The sequence below is a fragment of the Pseudomonas sp. MT3 genome, from assembly GCF_054720805.1.
On sequence record NZ_JBTVPY010000012.1, the window covers coordinates 76,670 to 92,981 of the forward strand.

At 65.6% G+C, this 16,312-nt stretch carries 18 protein-coding genes and 1 tRNA gene; 13 read left to right on the forward strand and 6 right to left on the reverse strand.

What is annotated here, in order from left to right:
* Window positions 1-4: 4 nt before the first annotated feature.
* Entirely contained in the window at window positions 5-1,600 is a 1,596-nt protein-coding gene (locus ACYCAX_RS14205; RefSeq protein WP_015477986.1) for an FAD-binding oxidoreductase, read from the reverse strand.
* 274 nt (window positions 1,601-1,874) lie between these two features.
* On the opposite strand from ACYCAX_RS14205, the gene gliR reads away from it, so the two are divergent.
* Window positions 1,875-2,903 (forward strand): AraC family transcriptional regulator GliR, encoded by a 1,029-nt coding sequence (gliR, locus tag ACYCAX_RS14210; protein ID WP_294979343.1) that lies wholly within the window; start codon window positions 1,875-1,877, stop codon window positions 2,901-2,903.
* A gap of 148 nt (window positions 2,904-3,051) precedes the next feature.
* Here gliR and ACYCAX_RS14215 read toward each other — a convergent pair whose 3' ends face one another.
* Together ACYCAX_RS14215 and moaB are read right to left on the reverse strand one after the other, a co-directional pair.
* Window positions 3,052-4,266 carry a molybdopterin molybdotransferase MoeA gene (locus ACYCAX_RS14215; RefSeq protein WP_460248267.1) on the reverse strand — a complete coding sequence of 405 codons (1,215 nt, stop codon included), beginning with the start codon at window positions 4,264-4,266 and terminating at the stop codon, window positions 3,052-3,054.
* Complete coding sequence (gene moaB / locus ACYCAX_RS14220; RefSeq protein ID WP_015477989.1) at window positions 4,263-4,802, reverse strand: molybdenum cofactor biosynthesis protein B; 540 nt, start codon at window positions 4,800-4,802, stop codon at window positions 4,263-4,265. The genes ACYCAX_RS14215 and moaB overlap by 4 nt, the downstream gene beginning before the upstream one ends.
* Window positions 4,803-4,872: 70 nt before the next feature.
* Here moaB and mobA point away from each other — a divergent pair, with 70 nt between their 5' ends.
* The 3 genes from mobA to ACYCAX_RS14235 all read left to right on the forward strand — a co-directional run bounded on the left by mobA (window position 4,873) and on the right by ACYCAX_RS14235 (window position 5,994).
* On the forward strand, window positions 4,873-5,460 hold the full coding sequence (mobA, locus tag ACYCAX_RS14225) for a molybdenum cofactor guanylyltransferase MobA (RefSeq protein WP_460248268.1): 588 nt from the start codon (window positions 4,873-4,875) through the stop codon (window positions 5,458-5,460).
* Window positions 5,461-5,551: 91 nt separating this feature from the next.
* Window positions 5,552-5,773, forward strand: a complete 222-nt coding sequence (locus tag ACYCAX_RS14230) for a YgdI/YgdR family lipoprotein (RefSeq protein ID WP_015477991.1) — start codon at window positions 5,552-5,554, stop codon at window positions 5,771-5,773.
* 144 nt (window positions 5,774-5,917) lie between these two features.
* A tRNA-Pro gene (locus tag ACYCAX_RS14235) sits at window positions 5,918-5,994 on the forward strand.
* A gap of 172 nt (window positions 5,995-6,166) precedes the next feature.
* Here the strand turns inward: ACYCAX_RS14235 and ACYCAX_RS14240 are convergent.
* Together ACYCAX_RS14240 and ACYCAX_RS14245 are read right to left on the reverse strand one after the other, a co-directional pair.
* Window positions 6,167-6,406 carry a glutaredoxin family protein gene (locus tag ACYCAX_RS14240; protein ID WP_015477992.1) on the reverse strand — a complete coding sequence of 80 codons (240 nt, stop codon included), beginning with the start codon at window positions 6,404-6,406 and terminating at the stop codon, window positions 6,167-6,169.
* Between the two features lie 15 nt (window positions 6,407-6,421).
* Window positions 6,422-6,979 carry a TetR/AcrR family transcriptional regulator gene (locus ACYCAX_RS14245; RefSeq protein WP_015477993.1) on the reverse strand — a complete coding sequence of 186 codons (558 nt, stop codon included), beginning with the start codon at window positions 6,977-6,979 and terminating at the stop codon, window positions 6,422-6,424.
* Window positions 6,980-7,124: 145 nt separating this feature from the next.
* Between ACYCAX_RS14245 and ACYCAX_RS14250 the strand changes: the two genes are divergently transcribed.
* The 4 genes from ACYCAX_RS14250 to ACYCAX_RS14265 all read left to right on the forward strand — a co-directional run bounded on the left by ACYCAX_RS14250 (window position 7,125) and on the right by ACYCAX_RS14265 (window position 10,974).
* Window positions 7,125-7,721 carry a glutathione S-transferase family protein gene (locus tag ACYCAX_RS14250; RefSeq protein WP_460248269.1) on the forward strand — a complete coding sequence of 199 codons (597 nt, stop codon included), beginning with the start codon at window positions 7,125-7,127 and terminating at the stop codon, window positions 7,719-7,721.
* 17 nt (window positions 7,722-7,738) lie between these two features.
* Entirely contained in the window at window positions 7,739-8,653 is a 915-nt protein-coding gene (locus tag ACYCAX_RS14255; protein WP_460248270.1) for a flavin-nucleotide-binding protein, read from the forward strand.
* A gap of 13 nt (window positions 8,654-8,666) precedes the next feature.
* On the forward strand, window positions 8,667-9,587 hold the full coding sequence (locus ACYCAX_RS14260; RefSeq protein ID WP_294973720.1) for an MBL fold metallo-hydrolase: 921 nt from the start codon (window positions 8,667-8,669) through the stop codon (window positions 9,585-9,587).
* 115 nt (window positions 9,588-9,702) lie between these two features.
* Window positions 9,703-10,974: an OprD family porin gene (locus ACYCAX_RS14265; RefSeq protein WP_015477997.1), complete on the forward strand. Its 1,272-nt coding sequence runs from the start codon at window positions 9,703-9,705 to the stop codon at window positions 10,972-10,974.
* A 58-nt stretch (window positions 10,975-11,032) separates the two neighbouring features.
* On the opposite strand, the gene ACYCAX_RS14270 is transcribed toward ACYCAX_RS14265, so the two are convergent.
* Window positions 11,033-12,241 (reverse strand): ammonium transporter, encoded by a 1,209-nt coding sequence (locus tag ACYCAX_RS14270; protein WP_294973722.1) that lies wholly within the window; start codon window positions 12,239-12,241, stop codon window positions 11,033-11,035.
* Window positions 12,242-12,646: 405 nt separating this feature from the next.
* Here ACYCAX_RS14270 and ACYCAX_RS14275 point away from each other — a divergent pair, with 405 nt between their 5' ends.
* From ACYCAX_RS14275 to ACYCAX_RS14295, 5 genes are all read left to right on the forward strand, one after another.
* Window positions 12,647-12,964 carry an ElaB/YgaM/YqjD family protein gene (locus ACYCAX_RS14275; protein WP_015477999.1) on the forward strand — a complete coding sequence of 106 codons (318 nt, stop codon included), beginning with the start codon at window positions 12,647-12,649 and terminating at the stop codon, window positions 12,962-12,964.
* Between the two features lie 3 nt (window positions 12,965-12,967).
* Window positions 12,968-13,351, forward strand: coding sequence for a phage holin family protein (locus ACYCAX_RS14280; protein WP_460248271.1), 384 nt, complete (start codon window positions 12,968-12,970; stop codon window positions 13,349-13,351).
* Window positions 13,348-13,668 (forward strand): hypothetical protein, encoded by a 321-nt coding sequence (locus ACYCAX_RS14285; protein ID WP_015478001.1) that lies wholly within the window; start codon window positions 13,348-13,350, stop codon window positions 13,666-13,668. The genes ACYCAX_RS14280 and ACYCAX_RS14285 overlap by 4 nt, the downstream gene beginning before the upstream one ends.
* 74 nt (window positions 13,669-13,742) lie before the next feature.
* Window positions 13,743-14,909: an EAL domain-containing protein gene (locus ACYCAX_RS14290; RefSeq protein WP_015478002.1), complete on the forward strand. Its 1,167-nt coding sequence runs from the start codon at window positions 13,743-13,745 to the stop codon at window positions 14,907-14,909.
* A 69-nt stretch (window positions 14,910-14,978) separates the two neighbouring features.
* Complete coding sequence (locus tag ACYCAX_RS14295; RefSeq protein ID WP_460248272.1) at window positions 14,979-16,310, forward strand: deoxyguanosinetriphosphate triphosphohydrolase; 1,332 nt, start codon at window positions 14,979-14,981, stop codon at window positions 16,308-16,310.
* The last annotated feature ends 2 nt before the right edge of the window (window positions 16,311-16,312 follow it).

Here is a 16,312-nt window from a genome sequence, read left to right on the forward strand (position 1 = left end):
GCCGTCAGTCCTGCAACAAGGTGCCGGGGCTCAGGCGGCCGGACGGGTCGAAATGCCCGGCCAGCGCCTTGAGCGCCGCCATGCCCAGCGGGCCCTTCTCCACCGCCAGGTAGGGCGCGTGATCCTTGCCCACGCCGTGCTGGTGGCTGATGGTGCCGTGGTTGTTGGCGATCGTCTGGCTGGCGGCGTGCTTGAGCTTGCGCCAGCGCTCGTGTGTCTCGGCATAGCTGGCGGCCGGGCGGAACACGTAGGTGGTGTAGATGCTCGAGCCTTCGCCGTAGACGTGGGACAGATGGGTGAACACGTGCACCCGCTCGCCCTCGGCGGCCAGCCCGTCGCGCAGGCTGGCTTCGATGCGATTCAACAGGTTGTCGACGTTGGACCAGTCGGTTGCGGTTTCCAGGGTGTCGACCACGTAGCCGTTCTCCCACAGCGCCTCGCGCAGGTAGGGGAAGCGGAAGCGGTTCTGCGCCCACTTCTTGCCCAGCAGGGTACCGGTGAACACGCCGCCGAAGCCCTTGAGCAGGCGGCGCGCGGCGCGCAGCGAGGTGGCATTCTGCGCGCGGTCGCCGGTGACGCCGAAGGTCAGCATGCACTTGCCCTCTCCCGCGCCGCGCAGCTTCAGGTAACGCTCCAGCCAGGCGATCTGGCCCGGATGGCCCGCGAGTGCGAGCTGGGTCCGGGTCTCGATGGCATTGGACAGGCGCAGCATCGACAGCGGCACCCGCGCCTGCGCCAACGTGCGGATGCCTGCCAGCGCCTGCTCCCAGGACGGCAGGAACACCGCGTAGAAGCGTTCGTCCTCGGCGATGCGCGTGACGCGCACCTTCACCGAGGAGAGGATGCCGAAGCGGCCTTCGGAGCCCATCACCATCTCGCGCAGATCGGGCCCCGCCGAGGACGCCGGGAAGGTGGGTATTTCCAGAGTGCCGGCGAAGGTTTCCAGCGAGCCGCCGGCGAACAGTTGCTCGATGCGCCCATAGCGCAGCGACTGCTGGCCGCTGGAGCGGCTGGCAACCCAACCGCCGAGGGTGGACAGTTCCCAGGACTGCGGGAAGTGCCCCAGGGTGTAGCCACGGGCGCGCAGCTGGCTTTCCACCTGCGGACCGTTGGCGCCGGGGCCGAAGGTGGCGATCAGGCTCTGTTCGTCCAGTTCCAGCAGGCGGTTCATGTGCTCCAGGGAAACGGTGAGCACCGCCTTGTCCGACGCAGGCGGATTGATGTGGCCGGCTACCGAGGTGCCACCGCCGTAGGGGATCACCAGGCAATCCCAGAGCTCGGCGAACTTCAGCAGCTCGCGGATCTGCTCGGCGGTCTGTGGGTAGGCCACGCCATCGGGGAACACGCCGAAGTCGCCTTCGCGCATCGCCAGCCAGTCCGGCAGGCTCTGGCCACGGGCGTGCAGCAGGCGGTCGCGGGCATCGCGCACTACCAGTGGGTGCTCCGGCAGGCGCGAAGCCGGGACTTTCGCCAGCACCCCCTCCAGCGTGGCGTCCGGCAACGGCTGACCGCTGCCAACCAGCTCGGCGAGAAAACCGCGCCCGTTCTCGGGCAGTTCCACCACCGTCGTTTCCTCACCCCAGCCGTTCCAGCGTCGCATGCCCGCTCCTTTTAATTTGGGTCTGTACGAGAAGTCGTCGAGCGAAGGTCAGGCGAAGCAGGAGTCGGAGGGACGCGGAGTTAACGGCAGTTAATGAACCGTCCGAAGCGATTTCCAACGAAGCATCACCGATGCGCAGACACTTTTCGCACAGAACCTGGCTATTTCGATGCAATGTAATGGCTGCCTATACTAGCCAGCCGCCCTGCGCTGTCACTGTCGGATCAAGACAGGCACAGTTGCCGATCGAGACACCAGAACAAGAACGAACGCCATGCATTCCCTCGGCTACACCTCCGTCCCCGCCCTGCTGAAATACCTGCGCCACGCCGAGTCCCTCGGCATGGACCTGGACGCCGCCCTGCAAGCCGCGGGCCTTGAACGTTCGCAACTGAACGACAACAGCCAGCGCCTGCCCAGCGAGACCCACGAGCGTCTGTTGCAGTACCTTTGCGCGCACTCCGGCGACCCGCTGTTCGGGCTGCACTCGGCGCGCTTCGTCCAGCCCGGCTCCTGGAGCGTGCTCGGCTACATCACCATGAACTGCGCCAACCTGGGCGAAGCGATGGGCCGGATCATTCCCTACGAGAAACTGGTGGGCGACATGGGCACCAGCCAGCTGGAACCGGCCGGCGACCATGTGAAGCTAATCTGGAACTGCCGCCACGACGCGGCGCCGATCCGCCGGCACATGGTGGAGAACGTGCTGGCGTCCTGGCTGCTCTATGCGCGCTGGATCGCCGACACCCAGGGCTCGCCGCAGGCAGTCTGGTTCCAGCACGCGCAGCCCGAGGGCACGCAGATCGAGGAGTACGAGCAACTGTTCGGCTGCCCGGTGCGCTTCGATCAGCCCTGCAGCGCACTGCTGGTGCCCCTGCCGCTGCTGGCCTACCCGCTGCGCCAGGCCGACGCCAACCTGCTGCGCACCCTGGAAGAACACGCCCTGGCGCTGATGGCCGAACTGGACGACGACGAGCCGCTGCCGCTGCGCGTGAAGAACGCCCTGCGCCTGTTGCTGAAAGACGGCCTGCCGCGCAAGGAACGCGTCGCCGAGCGTTTCGAGATAACCGTGCGCACCCTGCAGCGTCACCTGCAGCAGGCCGGCACCAGCTACCAGCAGATTCTCGACGAGCTGCGCCAGGAGCTGGCCGAGCACTACCTGGTGCACAGCGACCTGCCGATCCAGGACATCGCCCAGTACCTGGGCTTCACCGAGTCGCGCTCGTTCCACCGCAGCTTCAAGGGCTGGACCGGGCAGACGCCGGGCGAGTACCGCCAGCAGCAAAAGAAAACGCCGGTCTGAGACCGGCGTTTTTCATCGAGTTGCATGCCCGGCGTGGCGTCTTTGCAGGAGCGAGCTTGCTGGTGAACTGCTTCACAGCGAAGCACCGGTAGAGGGATGTTCGCGAGCCAGCTCGCTTCTACGAAAAGCCGATCAGTTCGGGGATGTCTCAGTCGAGAAGCTCGCTGAACGGAATGAAGTTCAGCCAATCGCCCTCGGCCAGCGTCGTCCCCTCGCGCACCTCCGCCAGCCCTTCCGCCCAGGCCGCGCTACGCAGAACGCCGGAACTCTGGTTGGCGTAGGGCACCGCGCGACCATCCTCCAGGCGCGCGCGCAGGTACTCGCGGCGGTTGCCCGGCTTGGTCCAGCTGAAACCCGCCGGCACCTGCACGCGCAGCGGCTCGACCTTCTGCATGCCGAGGCGACGCATCAGGTAAGGCCGCGCCAGCAGCGCGAAGGTCACCAGGGTGGACGCGGGATTGCCCGGCAGGCCGATCACCGGCACCTGCTGGTAATGCCCGACGGTCAACGGCTTGCCCGGCTTGATCGCCAGCTTCCACAGTGCCAGCTCGCCCGCTTCGCGCAGGGCCGCGCCGAGGAAGTCCGCCTCGCCGACGGACACCCCGCCGGTGGAAAGGATCAGGTCCACGCTCGACAAGCCCGCCAGCGCGGCGCGCGTGCGCTCGAGATCGTCCGGCAGGATGCCGGCGTCCACCACTTCGCAACCGAAGCGTTGCAGCCAGGTGCGCAGCAGGTGGCGATTGCTGTTGTAGATCTGCCCCAGCGCCAGCGACTTGCCGGGTTCGACCAGTTCGTCGCCGGTGGACAGCAGCGCCACGCGCGGGCGGCGACGCACCTTCAGCTCGGCCTGGCCAAGGGAGGCCGCCAGGCCGATTTCGATGGGCCCCAGGCGCGTGCCCGCGGGCAGCACGCAGTCGCCCCTGCGGGTTTCCTGGCCTTGCGGGCGCACGTGCTGGCCGGCCCTGAGCGCTTCGAGGAAACGCACACGGCCATCGGCGAGCACTTCGACGTTTTCCTGCATCTCCACGCAATCGGCGCCCTCGGGTACCGGCGCGCCGGTGAAGATGCGCGCGCAGGTGCCCGGCAACAGCGGCTCGCCCGCCTGGCCGGCGAAGATCTTCTGGCTCACCGGCAGCGCCTCGCCCTGCCAGTCGGCCAGGCGCAGCGCGTAGCCGTCCATAGCGCTGTTCGGCCACGGCGGCAGGTCCAGCCCGGCCAGCAACGGCTCGGCCAGCACGCGGCCGTCCGCCTCGGCCAAGGTCACGGCATCGGTTTCCGCGATCGGGGACTGCTCGGCCAGGGTCAAAAGGCGCGCCAGGGCGTCCTCGACCGGCAGCAGGCCGGGCTTGTCGCAGCAGCTCATCCGCGGCTCTCGCAGGGCGCCGCCTTCTTCAGGTGCGGCACGAAGTTGCAGGGGCGATGGCTGGCGTCCAACTGTTCGCCGAGAATGCCGTCCCAGGCGGTGCGGCAGGCATTGGTGGAGCCCGGCAGGCAGAAGACCAGGGTGCCATTGGAGAGGCCGGCCAGCGCGCGGGACTGCACGGTGGAGGTGCCGATATCGGCCACGGAAATCTGCCGGAACAGCTCGCCGAAGCCGTCCACGACCTTGTCCAGCAGGCAGGTCACGGCTTCCGGGGTGCTGTCGCGGCCGGTGAAGCCGGTGCCGCCGGTGATCAGCACGACCTGCACGTCATCCTCGGCGATCCAGGTCGCCACCTGGGCGCGGATGCGATAGAGATCATCCTTGAGCAGGACGCGGGCGGCGAGGTTGTGTCCGGCGCCCTTCAGGCGGTCGACGAACAACTGGCCGGAGGTATCGGTTTCCAGGGTGCGGGTATCGCTGACAGTGAGGACAGCGATGTTCAGCGGGACGAATGGTTGCTCGGCCTTGTGGCTCATGATGAGGGCCCTTGCTTGTGAGGTTGGAATGCGCGGTGTTATATCACAGGCCCGCCCTGGAGACCCTGACATGCCACAAGCCCCGCTGCCGCCCTGTTCCGTGTTGATCCTCGCTGGAGGCCGTGGGCAGCGGATGGGCGGGCGCGACAAGGGGCTGCTGCCCTGGAGAGGGCAGCCGCTGGTGAGCTATGCCGCCGCCCTCATCCGCCCGCTGAGCGATGACCTGATCATTTCCTGCAACCGCCACCCGGAGGAGTACGCGCCCTACGCGGACCGCCTGGTGCACGACGACAGCCCCGACTATCCCGGCCCGCTGGCCGGTATCCGTGCCGGCCTCGCCGTGGCGCGGCACCCCCACCTGCTGGTGCTGCCCTGCGATGCCCCGTTGCTCGACCGCGAACTGCTGGAGCGCCTGCTGCGGGCCTCGGCCGCCTCGCCGAACGACGTACAGATGCTGCGCTGTGGCGATCAGTGGGAACCGCTGTTCAGCGTGATCCCCGTCGCCTTGCGGGCGCAGATAGAAGACGCCTGGCAGCGCGGCGACCGTAGTCCGCGTCATGTCTTCTCGCACCTGGGCCTGCATGCCGTGGACTGCCTCGCGGGCGATCCGCGCCTGGCCAACCTCAATACGCCTGAATTGCTCTACGACGGTCGATAGCGACGTTCTCGAAAAGATTCTGGGAACTTTGCTGGGAAAATCTCTGTCCGAATCGTCGTACATTTCTGTTCGCTCATCAGGAGATTCACCCATGACCAACCGGATGCTTCCCGCCTTCCTGCTCGCCCTGGGCATTGGCGTGCTTGCAGGTTGTTCCACGCCTTCCGTCATCACGCTGAACGATGGCCGTGAGATTCAGTCCGTCGACAAGCCCCAGTACGACGAACAATCCGGCTTCTATGAGTTCGAGCAGTTGGATGGCAAAACCGCCCGTGTGAACAAGGATCAGGTGCGGACCGTCAAGGAGCTCTGAGCTTCCCGCCCATGAAAACGCCCCGCAGGCCCCAGCCGGTCTGCGGGGCGTTTGCTTTTGAGTGGGGGGAGAAAAAATTTCTGAAATTTTTTTCGCTAACCCCTTGTGCATCAAAAGTTTTTCGGTAGAATGCGCGCCATCAAACGGAGCGTAGCGCAGCTTGGTAGCGCGTCTCGTTCGGGACGAGAAGGTCGCTGGTTCGAATCCAGTCGCTCCGACCAATTCCCGAAAAACCCGCCTAACGGCGGGTTTTTTATTGCCTGCGATTTTCATGGGCGTATCAGTACTGCCCGGACTGGTGAACGGCAGCGGTCCCCATGCCGCCGAGCCCGGGAAATCCGATCGTCATGAAACGCCTCGCCGCGGTTGAATCGGCAGAAGGCCGCCCAGGCGCTAGCAGCGAAGGAAGCTGGCGACCTGCTCGGTATCGAAGGGCCAGTTGAGCTCCGCGCCGCTGTCGCAACGACGCAACACGGGGATGTTCAGGCCGTAGCGCTCGACCCACTCTTCGCGGTCGGCGATGTCCACCAATTCGACCAGCAAGCCGTGTTCGACGAAGGGCATCAGCACCGCTTCCGCCACTTCGCATAAATGACAACCCAGGGTGCCGAAGAGCTGGCATTCGGGGGGCATGTTCGACTCCATCGCTCAGACTCCGGCGTGTTGCAGCAGCACATCGGCCGCCGCGCGAGCTTCCAGGGCCTGGTTCGCCGGCCCCTGCATGTGCGCCATCACCAGCACGCCTTCCAACAGGTATTGCAACTGCCGCGCCAGCGTCTCCGGTTGTGCGACGCCCAGCCGCCCCAACTGGGCGATGTAGTAGCGCTCGATGAAGGCTTTGTGTTCGGCGGCCTGGCGGTGGATCGGGTGATCGCGATCATGGAACTCGCCGGCGGCATGGATGAAGGCGCAGCCGCAGAAATCCTCGGCGCCGAGAAAGTCCTGCAAAGCCTCGAAGGTCACCAGGATCGCCGCGCGAGGCTCCATGAGCCGCTCGGCGGCGTTCATGCGCTCGACCATCCGGGCGTGGCGCTCTTCCAACGCCGCCATGATCAGCTCGTCCTTCGACTTGAAGTGCTTGTACAGGGTCATCTTCGCCACGCCCGACTCGGCGAGGATGCGGTCGATGCCGGTGGCGTGGTAGCCCTCGCGGTAGAACAGGTCCTGGGCGGTGCTGAGCAGCAGTTCGCGTTTGCTGGATGCCATGAAATTACCTCCTGACCCGACATTATGCGCGAGCCGCGAGCCCCTGGCGTGACCGACGGGCAATCTTTCCACTTGAACTATACAGACCTGTCTGTCTAATATCCATTTCGCAGTCCCCACAACGACTCACGCAAAGGATTCCGCCATGAAACTGCACGACGTCCCGCTCTCCGGTAACTGCTACAAGGTGCGCCTGTTCCTCGGACTGATCGGCCAGTCGGCCGAACTGGCTCCGGTCGATCTGCTCGGCGGTGCGCACAAGCGGCCGATCTTCCTGGCGATCAATCCGCGCGGCCAGGTACCGGCGCTGGAAGATGGCGAACTGCGCCTGGGCGACTCCCACGCCATCCTCGTCTACCTCGCCCGGCAGTACGCCGAGCCGCACTGGAATCCCCAGGACGCCGTGACCCAGGGGCGCATCGCCCACTGGCTGAGCTTTTCCGCCAACGAAGTCCAGCATGGCCTGGCGACGGCGCGGGTGATCCTGCTGTTCAAGCGCCCCGGCGACCTGCCGGCCGCGCAGGCCAAGGGCCGTCATGCCCTGGAGCTGCTCGACGCCACCCTCGCCGAGCACCGCTGGCTGGCGCAAACCCAGGAGCCGAGCATCGCCGACATTGCCGTCTATCCCTACGTGGCGCTCGCGGAGGAAGGCGATCTGGAGCTTTCCGGCTATCCCTATGTACAGGACTGGCTCGCTCGCATCCGCGCCCTGCCCGGCTACGTACCGCAACCTCGGCTGTAAGCCCCCGGAGGTGTTCGATGGACACGCCCTTCCACCCCGGTGAACTGGCGATTCAGGAGCGGGCCGGCGTACGCGAGCAGGTTGCGGGGTTCGGCAGCCGCGCGATCCGCTGCTTCATGCCGGACCAGCACCGTGAGTTCTTCGCCTTGCTGCCGTGGCTGCTGGTCGGCAGTGTCGATCCCGATGGGCAGCCCCAGGCCTCTGTGCTCTGGGGTTCGCCCGGATTCGCCCACTCGCCGGAAGCGGAGCGTTTGCGCGTCGAGGCCCTGGCCGAGGCGGACGACCCGCTGCGCGCCAACCTGTACGACGGCGCCCTGCTGGGCCTGCTTGGACTCGAACTGCCGACGCGGCGGCGCAACCGCCTCAACGGCCGCGTGGAGTCCCTGGACGACGAGGGCTTCAGCCTGCGCGCGCTGCAATCCTTCGGCAATTGCCCGAAGTACATCCAGTCACGCCACTGGCACGCCCTGCCGCGCACGCCGGGCCCCAGCGTGAGTGGCGTCGGCCTCGACTCACGCTGGGTGGGACTGGCGACACGCAGCGATACCCTGTTCATCGCCAGCCGGTATGCCGGCGAGAATGGCGGCGTCGATATCTCTCACCGGGGAGGCCCGCCGGGCTTTCTCCGCCTCGGCGAAGACGGCCAGCTCTGGCTGCCGGACTACGCCGGCAACAACCTCTTCAACACCCTCGGCAACCTGGCGCTGGAGCCGCGTTGCGCCCTGCTGCTGATCGACTTCGACAGCGGCGACCTGCTGCACCTGCAAGCAACCGCGCGTATCCACTGGCCACGGGATGGCGCACCTGACTGGACGCCCGGCGCGCAACGCATGCTCAGCCTGCGCCCCGGCGCCTGGCGACTGCGGCGCGCACGCCTGCCACTGGGGTTCTCCGAACTGCAGTACTCGCCGTTCCTGCCGGCCGCCGACTAAAAAGGAATGTTCCATGCGCCTGTCTTCCCTGCTGCTTGCCGGGGCGTTCGCCCTCGCCTGCCTGAATGCTGCCGCCGACCTGCGCTTCGCGCTGGTCCGCACCTCCGGCGTCACCACCCTGGACGCCTTCACCGTCGCCGGCGGCGACTGGACCCGCCAGGTGCAGCTCAACCACACCGCCGTGCTGATCCAGCACCACGCCGCCACCCTGCTGTTCGATACCGGCCTGGGCAGCCAGGCGGACGCGCAGTTCAAGCAGGACATGCCCTGGTGGGACAAGCCGCTGTTTCGCTACGAGGGACTGAAACCGGTACGCGAGCAGTTGCAGAACAGCGGCATCCGCATCGACCGCATCCTGCTCTCCCACGCGCATTGGGACCATGCCTCCGGACTGTCGGACTTCCCCGAGGTGCCGGTCTGGGCACCCTATGAGGAGATCAACTACGCGCATATCGCGCATCCACCGGCGGTGTTCCCCAGCCAGTTCCGCCATCCGGTGAAGTGGGTGCCCTTCCAGTTCGAGCCGACGCCCATTCTGGGCTATGACGAGAGCCTCGACCTGTTCGGCGACGGCAGTCTGGTGCTGGTGCCGATGCGCGGCCACACGCCCGGCTCGGTGGGGCTGCTCATCACGCTGGACGACGGCCGGCGCTTCTTCTTCAGCGGCGACACCACCTGGCGCCTGTCCGGCTTCAGCAGCCCGCGCGAGAAGTTCTGGCTCAGCCGCCGGCTGGTGGACAACGACCGCGAACGCACCCTCGACGAAGTGGCCCGCGTGCATCTGCTGATGCGCTCGCACCCGGAGCTGACCGTCATCCCCGCCCATGACGCCCAAGTGCAGGACCGTCTCGGCTACTACCCCCATTGGATCCAGGCCGAACCGCTGCGCACGCCGTCCGGCGCGTCAATAGCCAGCTTACTAATCAACGACTAAGGTCTAAGAGTCGTCAACATTCGGTAATGATTTAGTAGATAGGCTGTAACAGATCGACATGCCGCCCCCATCCGGCGTCACCGACCTGCCCCAAGCGCTCGAGGAGACAATAACAATGAGCAAGACCCCGATCGCCCGTGCCGTGGCCTTGGCCGCGCTGGGTTCCAGCGTTACCGTTCCGACCATTGCCCACGCTGACTTCATCAAGGACAGTAAAGCCAGCGTCGAACTACGCAACTTCTACTTCAACCGCGACTTCCGTCAGGACAGCCCGACTCCGGCGCAGAACAAGGCCGAAGAATGGGCGCAAGGCTTCATCCTCAAATACGAATCCGGCTTCACCGACGGCACCATTGGCGTTGGCGTCGATGCCCTGGGCACCCTAGGCCTGAAACTCGATTCGTCGCCTGACCGCAGCGGCACCGGCCTGCTGCAGCGCTCGCGCAGCGATGGCCGCGCCGAAGACAGTTATGGCGACCTTGGCGTCACCGCCAAGCTGCGCGCCTCCAAGACCACCCTGAAGGCCGGCACCCTGCTGCCGAAGATACCGGTGGTGCAGTACAACGACACCCGCCTGCTGCCGCAGACCTTCAGCGGCGCAGCGCTGAACTCGATGGAAATCGACGGCCTGACCGTCGACGCCGGCCGCCTGTACCAGGTGAACCAGCGCGACTCCTCCGACTACGAGGACATGACCATCACCGGTGGTGGCAAGCGCAACATCGTCCTGGGCGATACCACCAAGACCAACGAGTTCCTGTTCGGCGGCCTCAGCTACAAGTGGACCGACAACCTGAGCACCAGCTACCACTACGGCGGCCTCGACAACATCTACAAGCAGCACTACCTGGGCCTGGTCCATGTGCTGCCGATCGCCGACAAGCAGTCGCTGAAATCCGACATCCGCTGGGCCAAGTCCGATGACGACGGCGGCAGCAACATCGACAACAAGGCGCTCAATGCCATGTTCACCTACGCCCTGGGCTATCACGCCTTTGGCCTCGGCTACCAGAAGATGAGCGGCGACACCGGTTTCGCCTACATCAACGGTACCGACCCCTACCTGGTGAACTATGTTCAGATCGGCGATTTCGCCATGAAGGACGAGAAATCCTGGCAGGCGCGCTACGACTACAACTTCGCCGGCCTGGGCATTCCCGGCCTGACCTTCATGACCCGCTACGTGAACGGCGACAACATCGACCTGATCACCAGCGACGGCGAAGGCAAGGAATGGGAACGCGACACCGACATCGCCTATGTCTTCCAGGACGGCCCGCTGAAGAACCTCGGCCTGAAGTGGCGTAATGCTACCATGCGCACCAACTACACCAACGATTACGACGAGAACCGTCTGATCGTCAGCTACACCATGCCGCTCTGGTAACCCCGGAGGCGAAACGAAAAGGCCCGGCACATGCCGGGCCTTTTCGTTGCAGCGCCACCTACTCCTGGTTGATCGCACCAATCTTGTGGATCGACAGGTCCGCGCCGTAGTACTCCTGTTCCTGGGTCAGGCGAATACCCGTCAGTTGCTTGATCAGGCCATAGACCAGCAAACCGCCGGCGAACGCCAGCGTCACCCCGAGCAGTGTCCCGACGACCTGGCTGGCCAGACTCACGCCGCCGATGCCACCCAGCGCCGACTGGCCGAAAATGCCGCAGGCGATACCGCCCCAGGCACCGCACAGGCCGTGCAGCGGCCAGACACCGAGCACATCGTCGATCTTCCAGCGCACCTGGGTCGCGGTGAAGGCCCAGACGAACAGCGCCCCCGCGATCATGCCGGTAACCAGCGCACCGATCGGGTGCATCAGGTCGGAGCCCGCGCAGACCGCCACCAAGCCCGCCAGCGGACCGTTATGCAGGAAACCCGGGTCGTTGCGCCCCACCAGCAGCGCCGCCACGGTACCGCCGACCATCGCCAGCAGCGAGTTGACCGCCACCAGACCGCTGGCGCCGGCCAGGGCCTGCGCGCTCATCACGTTGAAGCCGAACCAGCCGACGATCAGCACCCAGGAGCCCGCCGCCAGGAACGGAATGCTCGATGGCGCAAAGGCCACCAGCCGGCCGTCACGGTAACGGCCATTACGCCGCCCCAGGAGCAGCACCGCCGCCAACGCCAGCCAGCCGCCGAAGGCGTGCACCACGACGGAGCCGGCGAAATCGTGGAAGGTAGCGCCGAACTCGGCCTTCAGCCAATCCTGGAAACCGAAGTTGGCATTCCATACCAGCCCTTCGAAGAACGGATAGAGGAAGGCCACGATCAACGCCGTGGCGCACAGTTGGGGACCGAACCGTGCGCGCTCGGCGATACCGCCGGAGATGATCGCCGGAATCGCCGCGGCGAAGGTCAGCAGAAAGAAGAACTTCACCAGGGCATAACCGTTCTCCGCCGCCAGGCTCGCCGCCGGCTGCAGGAAGTTCACGCCATAGGCGATCCAGTAGCCGATGAAGAAATAGGCCAGGGTCGAGATGGCGAAGTCCGAGAGGATCTTCGACAACGCATTGACCTGGTTCTTCAGGCGCACCGTACCGACTTCGAGGAAGGCGAAACCAGCATGCATGGCCAGGACCATGACCGCGCCCATCAGGATGAACAACGTATTGGAACCGTGGACGAGGGTTTCCACGGCGCTATTGAGATTTTCCATCGCTACAGGCAGCCCCGAAGGTCAAGGGGAAAGCACCAAAACGGCCCGCGACCACCGCCCCTTGCACCACCTTGAAGCGGCGGCGCACCAAGCGGGGGCCAACTGCTGCCCCGGATTCGCCCGCGGGCGATTCGGAGAGCACGGCTGTTTTCTGTACTTCCTTTTGTTTTTCAGTGTGTTGAGCAGATCCCTCCGGCCTTTCATCGCTCCGGAAACGCCCCGCCACGGGGCATTCCGCTCTCCTTGCGCACCGGCGAAATGCAAGCCGCATACCACCCACCCGGAAAATCAGCGGCTAGGCTTTACCCCGTGTCGTCGGCATTGCCGGGCGCGCAACTTATGAGAAACTTCCCCGGCCCAGGGCGCTCGAAAATTAGGAACCTCAACCCGATCAAGGAGCATCACATGCCTCGCAAGACCGCAGTGAACGCCGCCAAGGAAGAACTCCTGGCTGAATTTCAGGCTCTCGTCAGCGACACCGAGAAACTCCTGCAGAGCTCCGCCGACCTGGCTGGCGCCGAAGCCGACCAGATGCGCGAACAGATCCACTCCAGCCTCAAGCGCGCCCGCGAAGCCATCTATTCCACCAAGGACACCCTGCGCGACCAGAGCAAGGCCGCCGCAGATGCCACCGAGGAATACGTCAACGAACACCCCTGGCAGGCCGTGGGCATCGCCGCGGGCGTTGGCTTCCTGCTCGGCCTGCTGGTGAGCCGGCGCTGATCCATGAGTGACGGAATGGACGCCGAAAAGCCCAGTTCCCCTTCCCTGCGGCGCCTGGGCGCCGCCTTCCTCGGACTGTTGCACGGGCACGTCGAATTGCTGGGCATCGAACTGCAGGAACAGAAGGCACGCACCCTGCAGATCCTGCTGTTGGCAGGTCTTGCGCTGGTGTTCGCGCTGCTCCTGCTGATCGGCCTGTCGACGCTGGTCCTGCTGGTGTTCTGGGACAGCTACCGACTGCAGGCGGCCATTGGCCTCTGCCTCTTCTATATCGCCGGCAGCGCCCTGTGCGCCTGGCGCCTTTATCAACTGCTCAGCGACGAGCGCTCGCCATTCAGTGCGACACTCGACGAGCTGGCCCGTGACCGGGAGCGCCTGCAGCCATGAGCGAACTGCCGGAATCCGCAAGCCACCTGTCACGGAGCGAATTGCGCAAGGCCATCGTGCGGCTGCGTCTGGAAATGCAGCGCCAGCACCTCAAACGCGAGAGCGATCTGCTGCTGCAGCCCCTGAAACAAGCCCGCAACCTGGGCCAGAGCCTGCGCGGCAGCACGCCGCTGTGGGCCGGCGCCGGCGGTGCGGCGGCATTGGCGCTGCTGCTCGGCAAGCGCCGCTGGATCCGCCTGCTGCGCATCGGCATTGCCCTTGCCCCGCTGTTGCTGCAACTGCGCAAACCGCGCAGCGAGGCGCCACCACCGCCTTGAGTGGCCACATTCTTGCAACGTGACAGCTGCCCGCGCCGCCGGCGCCCACTGTCGCACCACTAAGGATGTGCTCCGTGACCGAAGGACAACCGATCGCCTGTTTCCAACCCTTCATCGACACCGCGACCGGTCTGGTCGCGGGGGTCGAGGCACTGGGACGCCTGCGTCAGGAGACCGGGGAGCTGCTCTCGGTCGGCCCGTTGTTCTTCAATCCGCGAATCAGCCTCGGCGAACTGCGCCGACTCGATCGCCAGATCCGCGATGCAGCCCTGGCACGGATCCACGAAGCCCCGGCGGACTGGTTCCTCAGCCTGAACATCTCGCCACGCTGGATCAGTCGCCTGCGGCCGAACCAGCCGCTGCCCAGCCTCAAGCAGTTGGAGCAGCAAGGGGTTCCGCCCAAGCGCGTGGTGTTCGAGATCACCGAACTGGGCGGCGGCCATCAGCGCTTGCCGGAAGTAGTGGCGCGCTACCGAGAGGCGGGGGCGCGTATCGCCATCGACGACTTCGGCGCCGGCTACTCGCAGCTCGATCGCGTACTGGCACTGCAGCCGGATATCCTCAAGCTCGACATGCGCCTGTTCCAGGCGGCCGCTCGCGGCGGTCCCAGCGGCGACGTGGTGAAGGCCCTGGCACAGATGGCCGAGAAAACCGGCTGCTGGATCATCGCAGAAGGCGTGGAAACCGAGGAGGAAATGGACTTCGCCCTGGAGTGCGGCGTGCGCTACGTGCAGGGCTACCTGTTCGCCAGACCCGCACTGGAGTTCCCGGCCAGCGACGCCTTCCGCGACGCCTTCGCCCAGCGCCGCGAGCACTATGTACGACGCAAGCTGCGAGAGCGCGCCAACCTCATCCAACTGCGCCAGCAACTCGCCGAGCTGATGGACATGCTGCGCCCCTGGGCCGAAAGCGGCGCCATCCTCAGCAGCCTGCCGCCGGCGCCGGAGTCTTTCACCCGGCTGCTGCGCATCTACCAGTGCGACCGCCACGGCACCCAGACCTCACCGAACCTGGAGTGGAACGGTCTGTTCTGGAAGGAAGACCGGCGTTACCTGGGTCACAACTGGTCCTGGCGCCCGTACTTCTACCAGTTGCTGGCCGAAGGCTGGGAAGAGCGCCGCCTGATGCTGTCCAACACCTACCGCGATGCCACCACCAACCAGTACTGCATGACCGCCGGGCAGTTCATCGACCAGGGCCGGCGTCTTTTCCTCATCGACATCGATGCCGACGGCCTGTAGTCCTGCGATTGAGATTGCCGGCGCGAACGGCTAGCGTTGCCGGTAACTCTCCAGATTGCGGAAAGACGAATGGACTGGCACACCCTGCTCCCCCGAGAACGCCTCGGCAAACCGGTACACAGCAGCGCCGAGCTCGGCCGCAGCGCCTTCCACAAGGACCATGATCGCATCATCTTTTCCGGGGCATTCCGCCGCCTGGGACGCAAGACCCAGGTGCACCCGGTGTCGAGCAACGACCACATCCATACGCGCCTGACCCACTCGCTGGAGGTCGGCTGCGTCGGCCGTTCGCTGGGCATGCGCGTCGGCGAGATCATCCGCGACCGCCTGCCGGAATGGTGCGACCCGGCGGACATGGGGGTAATCGTGCAGTCCGCCTGCCTCGCCCATGACATCGGCAACCCGCCCTTCGGCCACTCCGGCGAAGACGCCATCCGCCACTGGTTCCAACAGGCCGCCGGACGTGGCTGGCTGGACGACATGAACGACGAGGAACGCTCCGACTTCCTGCATTTCGAAGGCAACGCCCAGGGCTTCCGCGTACTCACCCAACTCGAATACCACCAGTTCGACGGCGGCACGCGCCTGACCTACGCGACCCTCGGCACCTACCTGAAGTACCCCTGGACTGCCCGCCATGCCGACTCGCTCGGCTACAAGAAGCACAAGTTCGGCTGCTACCGCAGCGAGCTGCCGCTGCTGGAGCAGATCACCCAGAAACTGGGCATGCCGCAGCTGGAGTCCGAGCGCTGGGCCCGCCATCCGCTGGTCTACCTGATGGAAGCGGCGGATGACATCTGCTACGGCCTGATCGATCTCGAAGATGGGCTGGAAATGGAGCTTCTGGACTACGCCGAAGTCGAGGCGCTGCTGCTCGACCTGGTGGGCGACGATCTACCGGAGACCTACCGTCAGCTGGGCCCCAACGACTCCCGCCGGCGCAAGCTGGCAATCCTCCGCGGCAAGGCCATCGAGCACCTGACCAATGCCGCGGCGCGGGCCTTCGTCGAACAGGAGCCGGCGCTATTGGCAGGGCGGTTGTCCGGCGACCTGGTGGAGCACATGCACGGCCCCGCCAAGCGTTGCGTGCAAAGGGCCAAGGCAATGGCACGGGAGAAGATCTTCCAGGACAAGCGCAAGACACTGCATGAAATCGGTGCCTACACCACGCTGGAAATCCTGCTCAACTCCTTCTGCGGTGCGGCGCTGGAGCAGCATGGTGGCCGCACCCCATCGTTCAAGCACCGGCGAATCCTCGACCTGCTCGGCCAGAACGCGCCGGACCCGAGCTGGCCACTGTACCGCTCCTTCCTGCGCGTCATCGACTTCATCGCCGGCATGACGGACAGCTACGCCACGGAACTGGCCCGGGAAATGACGGGGCGTTCCAGCCCGAGCTGAGC